Here is a 7,738-nt window from a genome sequence, read left to right as displayed (position 1 = left end):
ATCTCCTGGCGGTGGCCGTTCTCCTTGAAGCCCATCATCCAGTCGGCCACGCCCATGGAGCCCTTGGTCGGGCCGTCGAAGCCGGGCAGCGGCACCATGCCGACCTTGACGCCCTTGGCCTCGGCCTCGTCCATCAGGGTGGGGTGGCCGTTGAGCATGCCGACCTCGCCGTCGGCGAACGCCTCGAAGGCCTTCGCCCGGTCCAGCTTGCCCGGCTCGACCGGTCCGGTGAGGCCCTCGCCGACGAGGTTGTCCCGCAGCCAGCGGAACGTGGCGACGTTCTGGGCCGAGTCGATGTCGTAGGCGCCGACGTCGTCCGTGTAGCCGCCGCCACCGCTGAGGAGCCACATCAGGGTCTCGGCCTGGGCCTCCTCCTGGCCCAGCGGCAGGGCGAAGGGGTAGTCGACGCCCTCGGCCTTGAGCGCGGCGGCGTCGCTCCGGATGTCGTCCCAGGTCTCGGGGGCGCCCAGGCCCGCCCGGTCGAACAGCTTCTCGTTGTAGAAGAGGAGGCGGGTGCTGGCGACGAAGGGCAGTCCGTACAGGGTGCCGTCGATCTTGCCGGCTTCGGCGAGCCGCGGCAGGAAGTTCGCCGTGGTGCGGATCGCGAGCGTCTCGTCGGCGGTGTAGAGCTTGCCCGCCTTGGCGTAGTCCGCGTAGGCGCCGATCTGGGCGATGTCCGGGGCGTCGCCGGCCTTGACCATCGCGGCGACCTCGCGGTCGACGTCCTTCCAGTGGAGGACGGTGACGTCGACCTTGATGCCGGGGTGCTCCTTCTCGAAGCCCGCCGCGAGCCCGCTCCAGTACTTCTCGGAGCTGTTCTCCGGGCCGGTGCCGTAGTCGGCGGCGACCAGTTTGAGCGTGACGTCGCCCGAGCCGGCGTCACCGCCGCAGCCCGACAACGCCGCCGTCATTCCCAGCGCGGCCACCGCCGCGGTCAGACCCAAAAAGCGCCGCTGCACAGCCTCGCCCATCCTCGTCGATCACCTGGCTCACGGACGGCGCGCTCGGCGCCGGCCGCCGGCCCGCCGTTCGGCCGCGGCAGCGCCGCCCTGTCCTGGGCACCGTCCGGATGAACTGCGAGTTTCCCCCATGGGCGATGCGAAGGTCTACACCACCGGCGTATCGCTTCGGCAACGTATACGGGTCCCGGGGGCCACAACTGGCGTACGCGCACTGGCAGTCGGGGGCTTCTGGCCGTATCTTGGTCCAGACCTTTGGACCGATTCCCCCCGGTCCAGGGATCCCCATAAGTGACTTTCCGGCAGAAAACGACCGGCCTTCACTCCTTCATCATTTTGTATGGGTGCGCAACAAACCACGCTAGTGGACTAGACCTTTTGGGGGTCGGCGGGCGAAACTGTCTCCCGTGAGACATGTCATCGCCCTCGATGTGGGCGGCACCGGAATGAAGGCCGCACTGGTCGGGACCGACGGCACCCTCCTCCACGAGGCGCGGCGGGCCACCGGCCGCGAGCGCGGCGCCGACGCGGTCGTCGAGACCATCCTCGCGTTCGCGGCGGAGCTGCGCGCCCACGGCGAGGAGCACCTCGGCGAGAGCGCCGTCGCCGCCGGGGTCGCCGTGCCCGGCATCGTCGACGCCGAGAAGGGCATCGCGGTGTACGCCGCGAACCTGGGCTGGCGCGACGTACCGCTGCGCGCGCTACTGGCCGAGCGGATCGGCGTCCCCGTCGCCCTCGGCCACGACGTCCGCACCGGCGGGCTCGCCGAGGGCCGGATCGGGGCCGGACGGGGCACGGACCGCTTCCTGTTCGTCCCGCTGGGCACCGGCATCGCCGGGGCCATCGGCATCGCGGGCGCCATCGAGGCGGGCGCCCACGGGGACGCGGGCGAGATCGGCCACATCGTGGTCCGCCCGGACGGCCCCGACTGCAGTTGCGGCCAGCGCGGCTGTCTGGAGACGCTGGCCTCGGCCGCCGCGGTGACCCGCGCCTGGGCCGCCGCCTCCGGCGACCCCGAGGCGGACGCCGCGGACTGCGCGAAGGCCGTCGAATCCGGCGACCCGGCGGCGATCCGGGTCTGGCAGGACGCGATCGACGCGCTCGCCGCCGGCCTCGTCACCGCGCTCACCCTCCTCGACCCCGGCACGCTCATCATCGGTGGCGGTCTCGCCGAAGCCGGGGAAACCTTGTTCACACCACTGCGTGCGGCCGTCGAGGAACGGATCACGTTCCAGAAGCTGCCCCGCATCGTCCCGGCGGCCCTCGGGGACACCGCCGGATGCCTGGGCGCGGGGCTGCTCGCCTGGGATCTACTCTCCACGGAGGTTTCCGCCTGATGGCCGGACGCGCAGCAGACAGCACCGTTCTCGCCGGCGCCCGGGTGGTGCTCCCCAGCGGCACCGTCGAGGACGGCCGGGTGACCATCGAGTCCACCCGCATCTCCGCCTCCGCACCGGAGGACGCCCGGACCATCGACCTCAGCGGCCACTGGGTGGTCCCCGGCTTCGTGGACATGCACAACCACGGCGGCGGCGGGGCCTCCTTCACCTCCGGCACCGTCGACGAGGTCCTCACCGGCATCCGTACGCACCGCGAGCACGGCACCACCACCATGGTCGCCTCCACGGTCACCGGCGAGATGGACTTCCTCGCCCGGCGCGCGGGCGTCCTGTCCGAGCTGGTCGAGCAGGGCGACCTGGCCGGGATCCACTTCGAGGGCCCCTTCATCTCGCCCTGCCGCAAGGGCGCCCACAGCGAGGAGCTGCTGCGCGACCCGGACCCGGCCGACGTCCGCAAGCTGCTGGACGCCGCGCGCGGCACCGCCCGGATGTTCACCCTCGCCACCGAGCTGCCCGGCGGCATCGACTCCGTGCGGCTGCTCGCCGAGCACGGGGTCATCGCCGCGATCGGCCACACCGACGCGACGTACGAGCAGACCGTCGAGGCCATCGACGCGGGCGCGACCGTCGCCACCCACCTGTTCAACGCGATGCCGCCGCTCGCCCACCGCGAGCCCGGCCCGATCGCCGCCCTCCTGGAGGACGACCGGATCACCGTCGAGCTGATCAACGACGGCACGCATCTGCACCCGGCCGTCCTGGAGCTGGCCTACCGCCACAAGGGCGCGGGACGCGTCGCGCTGATCACCGACGCGATGGACGCCGCCGGCTTCGGCGACGGGAAGTACGAGCTCGGCCCGCTCGCGGTCGAGGTCACCGACGGGGTGGCCCGACTGGTGGAGGGCGGCTCGATCGCCGGCTCCACGCTCACCCTGGACACCGCGTTCCGGCGGGCCGTCACCCTCGACGCCATCCCCGTCGAGGACGTCGTCCGGTCCATCTCCGCCAACCCCGCCCGGCTGCTCGGCGTCTACGACCGGGTCGGCTCGCTGGAGGCGGGCAAGGACGCCGACCTGGTCGTCCTCGACGAGGACTTCGTCCTCAAGGGCGTCATGCGCCGCGGCGAGTGGATCATCGAGCCGAAGACCGCGTAGCCGGCGCGGTGAGCACGTAACGAAGCGATGGCGGTCGGCCCGCGGGACTGGGCCGACCGCCGTCGCTTTGACATGATCATCGGATGGGCGCCCGTGGACGGGCGCGCGCACCGCCTGGGCCACGCATCGAGGGAGGACCGGCAGAGGTGATCCTGACCGTCACTCTGAACACCGCGCTCGACGTGACGTACACCGTCGACGCGCTCGTCCCGCACCGCAGCCACCGGGTCGGCGAGGTCACCGAACGCCCCGGCGGCAAGGGGCTCAACGTCGCCCGGGTCCTCGGCGCGCTCGGCCACGAGAGCGTGGTCACCGGCTTCGTCGGCGGCGCGACCGGAGACGTCCTGCGCGGCCTCCTCGCCCCGCTCCCGCCGCGCGACGCCCTCGTGCCCGTCGCCGGGAACACCCGCCGCACCCTCGCGATCACCGACCGCTCGACCGGCGACACCACCCAGCTCAACGAACCCGGTCCGCAGGTGAGCCCCGCCGAGTGGGCCGCCCTCCTGCGGACGTACGAGGAGCTGCTCACCGGGGCCGACGCCGTCGCGCTCTGCGGCAGCCTGCCGCCCGGCATCCATGTCGGGGCCTACGCGGACCTGGTCCGGATCGCCCGCGCCGCCGCCGTGCCCGTGCTCCTGGACACCAGCGGTGAACCGCTGCGCCGGGGCATCGCCGCCCGCCCGGACCTGGTCAAGCCGAACGCCGAGGAGCTGGCCCGGCTGACCGGCTCCCGGGAACCGCTGCGCGCCGCCCGGGACGCCCGCCGCCGCGGGGCCCACTCCGTGGTCGCGTCCCTGGGCCCGGAGGGCGTGCTCGCGCTCACCCCGGACGGCGTCTGGCGGGCCGCCCCGCCCGCCCCCGTGCGCGGCAACCCGACCGGCGCGGGCGACTCCGCGGTGGCCGGACTGCTCTCCGCCCTGGCCGAGGGCCTCGACTGGCCGGAGCGCCTCGCCCGGGCGGTGGCCCTGTCGACGGCGACGGTGCTGGCCCCGACGGCCGGCGAGTTCGACGCGGCGGCCTACGCGGAGCTGCTGCCGCGCGTCACGGTGGAGCCGCACACGCCGACGCCCTGACCACCTCGGGGGCGGTCAGGGCGTCGGCGCGGACACGGCCTAGCTCTTGATGTGGCCGGACTTCAGCTCCAGCTGGTCGAGATTGGCGTCGCACTCGTCGCCCGTCTCGCACGACAGCTTGAGGGTGTTGGAGCCCTTGTCGAGCTGGACGTACGCGTACGTGTTCGTCCAGCCCTTCTCCAGGTCGCCCTCGGGGGCCTGCGCGAAGTTCTTCATGTTGATGGAGCGGGGCTCCTGCGCGTTGACCGTCAGGGTCGTCTTCGCGTCCTTGCCGGGCACGCCGTAGGTCACGTACAGGGTGTACGCGCCGGCCTCGGGAACCTCCACCGACCAGGTGGCCGACCGGCCGACCTCGTTGAGGTTGATGTAGTTCCCGTTCGCGCCCTTGGCGCCCTTGACCGAGGAGTCCAGGGCCGCCGAGCCGCCGAGCGTCAGCGTCGCCGCGTCCTGCTTCGGCAGCTCGACCGGCTTCGGGGTCTCCTTGGGCTTCTGCTCCGGCTTCTTCGACTCCTCGACCTCGCCGGCGGGCCCCTGCGAGGAGGACGCCTCGTCCTTGTTGTCGTTCTTGTCACCGTCGTCGCCCGTGATCAGGGCCGCGCCGATGCCGATCACGACGACCGCGACCACGGCGACGGCCGCGATCAGGAGCGCCTTGGTGTTCGGACCGCCCCGGCCCGCACCGCCGCCGTGGCCGCCGTGCGCCGGGGGCTGCCCGCCCGGCCCGCCGCCCGGATGGGTCTCGGGGGCCGCGTACTGCGGGTTCGGCCGGTTGTACTGCTGCGCGGGGGGCTGGCCGTAGCCCTGCTGGGGCGGGTAGCCGTACCCGCCCTGCTGCTGCGGCGCCTGCTGGCCGTACTGGCGCTCGCCGACGGCCCGCACCTGGTTGTAGGACGTCCGGGGCACGCCCGGCTGCGCGGCCGGCCCCGGGTAGCCGTAGCCGCCCTGGCCGGGCGGCTGGGCGCCTGCCGCCTGTCCGTCCGCGTACAGATAGCCGAACGGATCGTCGTCCTCGGGCTTGCTCGCGCCGTTGTTTCCGGCCGTCATCCCTGGGTCACTCCTCACCATGTCGCCAGCCGTCGCCGACCGGCCGAGCCTACCTCGAACGGAGCAGGCGCCGAATTGCGCTCCGTGACCCGGGCGGCCGTCGGGGAACGGTCACGGGGTGGGGGAGGAACGGGCCGTGAACGTCATCCGGCCCGGCGGTGAACCTTCGACCGGGACCGCTTCTCCACGTACATCCGCTGGTCGGCGGAGCGCAGCACCTCTTCGACGGTCATTCCGCACTCGGCCCAGCCGATGCCGAAGCTCGCCCCGACCCGGACCGCGCGACCGTCGACCCTTATGGGCGGAATGATGGCATTTCTCAGGCGAACGGCCAGGTCAGCGGCGTCCGCCGCCCCGAGGCCGTCGGCGAGAACGACGAATTCGTCACCTCCGAGCCGGGCGACGGTGTCACCGTCGCGCACACAGGTGCTCAGCCGCCGGGCGACCTCGATGAGCACGGCGTCGCCGGTGTGGTGTCCGAAGCGGTCGTTGATGGACTTGAAGCCGTCGAGGTCGCAGAAGAGGACCGCGAGGCCCTTCGTCCCGTCGTCGTGCTCCGGATCCGGGGCCTCCGCGTGCACGTGATGGTCGAAGGGGCCGCCGCCGGGGACCGCTTCGCCCTCGTAGCCGTCGGCCTGGTAGCAGTGGGTCAGGGACGACTCGACGTCCCCGTACGCCGCGTCCAGCGCCTCGATCGCGGTCGCGGCCGGGGAGGAGTGCGGCCGCTCGCAGAGCCGGGCGCTGAGCCGCGACTTCAGCTCGGCGCTGTTGGGCAGCCCGGTCAGCGCGTCGTGCGAGGCCCGGTGGGCGAGGTTCAGCTCGTGCCGCTTGCGCTCCTCTATGTCCTCGACGTGGGTGAGCAGGAAGCGCGGCCCGTCGGCGGTGTCCGCGACGACGGAGTTGCGCAGCGAGACCCACAGGTAGGTGCCGTCCCGGCGGCTGAGGCGCAGCTCGGCCCGGCCGCCCTCGGCGGAGGTGCGCAGCAGGGTGCCGATGTCCTCGGGGTGGACCAGGTCGGCGAAGGAGTAGCGGCGCATGACGGAGGCCGGGCGGCCGAGCAGCCGGCACAGGGCGTCGTTGGTGCGCAGCAGCCTGCCCTGCTGGTCGCCGCCCATCTCCGCGATGGCCATCCCGCTGGGCGCGTACTCGAAGGCCTGCCGGAAGGACTCCTCGCTGGCCCGCAGCGCCTGCTGCTCCCGCTCCAGGCGGACCAGGGCGCGCTGCATGTTGGCCCGCAGACGGGCGTTGCTGATGGCGATGGCGGCCTGGGAGGCGTACATCTGGAGCGCTTCGCGCCCCCAGGCGCCGGGGCGGCGCCCGTTGCGCGGCCGGTCGACGGATATGACGCCGAGGAGGTCCCGGCCGCCCGCGGAGGCGTACATCGGGGCGTAGAGCCGGTCGAGCGGGTGCCACTCGTCCTCGAACCGCGGCTCGGGCCCCTCGGTGTGCCACTGGGGCACGTCGTCGTCGAGCAGGACCCAGCCCTCGGTGTGCGGGATGAAGCGGAGGTTGTCCCAGGCCTCGCCCATGGAGAGCCGGCGTTCCCAGGAGGCGCGGGAGCCGACGCGTCCGGTGATCAGGGCCTCGGCCGCGGCGTTGCCCGCGAAGGCGGCGATGACCAGGTCGCCGTCCGGCCGGACCAGGTTCACGCAGCCCAGCTCGTAGCCGAGACCGGCGACGATTCCGTCGGCCACGGACTGCAGCGTGTCCGCCAGACTCCGCGCCGTATTGAGATCAGCGACGGCTTGATGCAGCTGTCGCATGGTCGCAAGGCGGACGTACGGTTCCGACTCGGCCTCCATCGCTCGCACTCCCCGAGACCTCGACAGCAACTCCAGGTTTCATATCGACGTACTTGTTGCAGTGTCACGGCCACTGAATCACAGTGAGCTGTGCACCCGGTACACAGGGTCGGCAGAAAATGGACTCTGTGACTCAAGTCACAACAGATGGCCGGGGGGGTGCGGTGACCCAGCGTGTTCGATCCCGTTCGATGCGCGGTCGGAGGGGTCGGTTCCCCTTGTGGACGGAGGCCGGAAGGACCGGTTCCTGTTGTGTACGCCCGTTTGTCGTACCGCTCCCGCACCCGGCGCACGCGGCCCTTCCGGAGTCCTAGGACCGGCCTGGTCCCCTGGCCCGATGTGACCGTCGGGCCCCGGCGGTTAGCG

At 72.5% G+C, this 7,738-nt stretch carries 6 protein-coding genes; 3 read left to right on the top strand and 3 right to left on the bottom strand.

The window, feature by feature from the left end; translation table 11 throughout:
• Positions 1–971, bottom strand: a 971-nt coding sequence (locus DTB53_RS07600) for an ABC transporter substrate-binding protein (protein WP_112416003.1), incomplete at its 3' end; no start/stop codon positions are given.
• A gap of 434 nt (positions 972–1,405) precedes the next feature.
• Between DTB53_RS07600 and DTB53_RS07595 the strand changes: the two genes are divergently transcribed.
• From DTB53_RS07595 to DTB53_RS07585, 3 genes are all read left to right on the top strand, one after another.
• Positions 1,406–2,296, top strand: a complete 891-nt coding sequence (locus DTB53_RS07595) for an ROK family protein (RefSeq protein ID WP_003968229.1) — start codon at positions 1,406–1,408, stop codon at positions 2,294–2,296.
• Positions 2,296–3,453, top strand: a complete 1,158-nt coding sequence (gene nagA, locus DTB53_RS07590) for an N-acetylglucosamine-6-phosphate deacetylase (RefSeq protein ID WP_003968228.1) — start codon at positions 2,296–2,298, stop codon at positions 3,451–3,453. Before DTB53_RS07595 ends, nagA begins: the two co-directional genes overlap by 1 nt.
• A 146-nt stretch (positions 3,454–3,599) precedes the next feature.
• The gene (locus DTB53_RS07585; RefSeq protein ID WP_003968227.1) at positions 3,600–4,526 is read left to right on the top strand and encodes a 1-phosphofructokinase family hexose kinase; all 927 of its coding nucleotides are present in this window, start codon (positions 3,600–3,602) and stop codon (positions 4,524–4,526) included.
• A gap of 39 nt (positions 4,527–4,565) precedes the next feature.
• Here the strand turns inward: DTB53_RS07585 and DTB53_RS07580 are convergent, their stop codons facing one another.
• Both DTB53_RS07580 and cdgB read right to left on the bottom strand, forming a co-directional pair.
• Positions 4,566–5,570, bottom strand: coding sequence for a carbohydrate-binding protein (locus DTB53_RS07580; RefSeq protein ID WP_003968226.1), 1,005 nt, complete (start codon positions 5,568–5,570; stop codon positions 4,566–4,568).
• A 143-nt stretch (positions 5,571–5,713) separates the two neighbouring features.
• Complete coding sequence (gene cdgB, locus DTB53_RS07575) at positions 5,714–7,372, bottom strand: diguanylate cyclase CdgB (RefSeq protein WP_003968225.1); 1,659 nt, start codon at positions 7,370–7,372, stop codon at positions 5,714–5,716.
• Between the last annotated feature and the right edge of the window lie 366 nt (positions 7,373–7,738).

Source organism: Streptomyces griseus (genome assembly GCF_900460065.1).
GTDB classification, from domain to species: Bacteria; Actinomycetota; Actinomycetes; order Streptomycetales; family Streptomycetaceae; genus Streptomyces; species Streptomyces griseus.
Note: the sequence above shows the minus strand (reverse complement) of the source record. Positions and strands in the feature narration are given on the sequence as shown.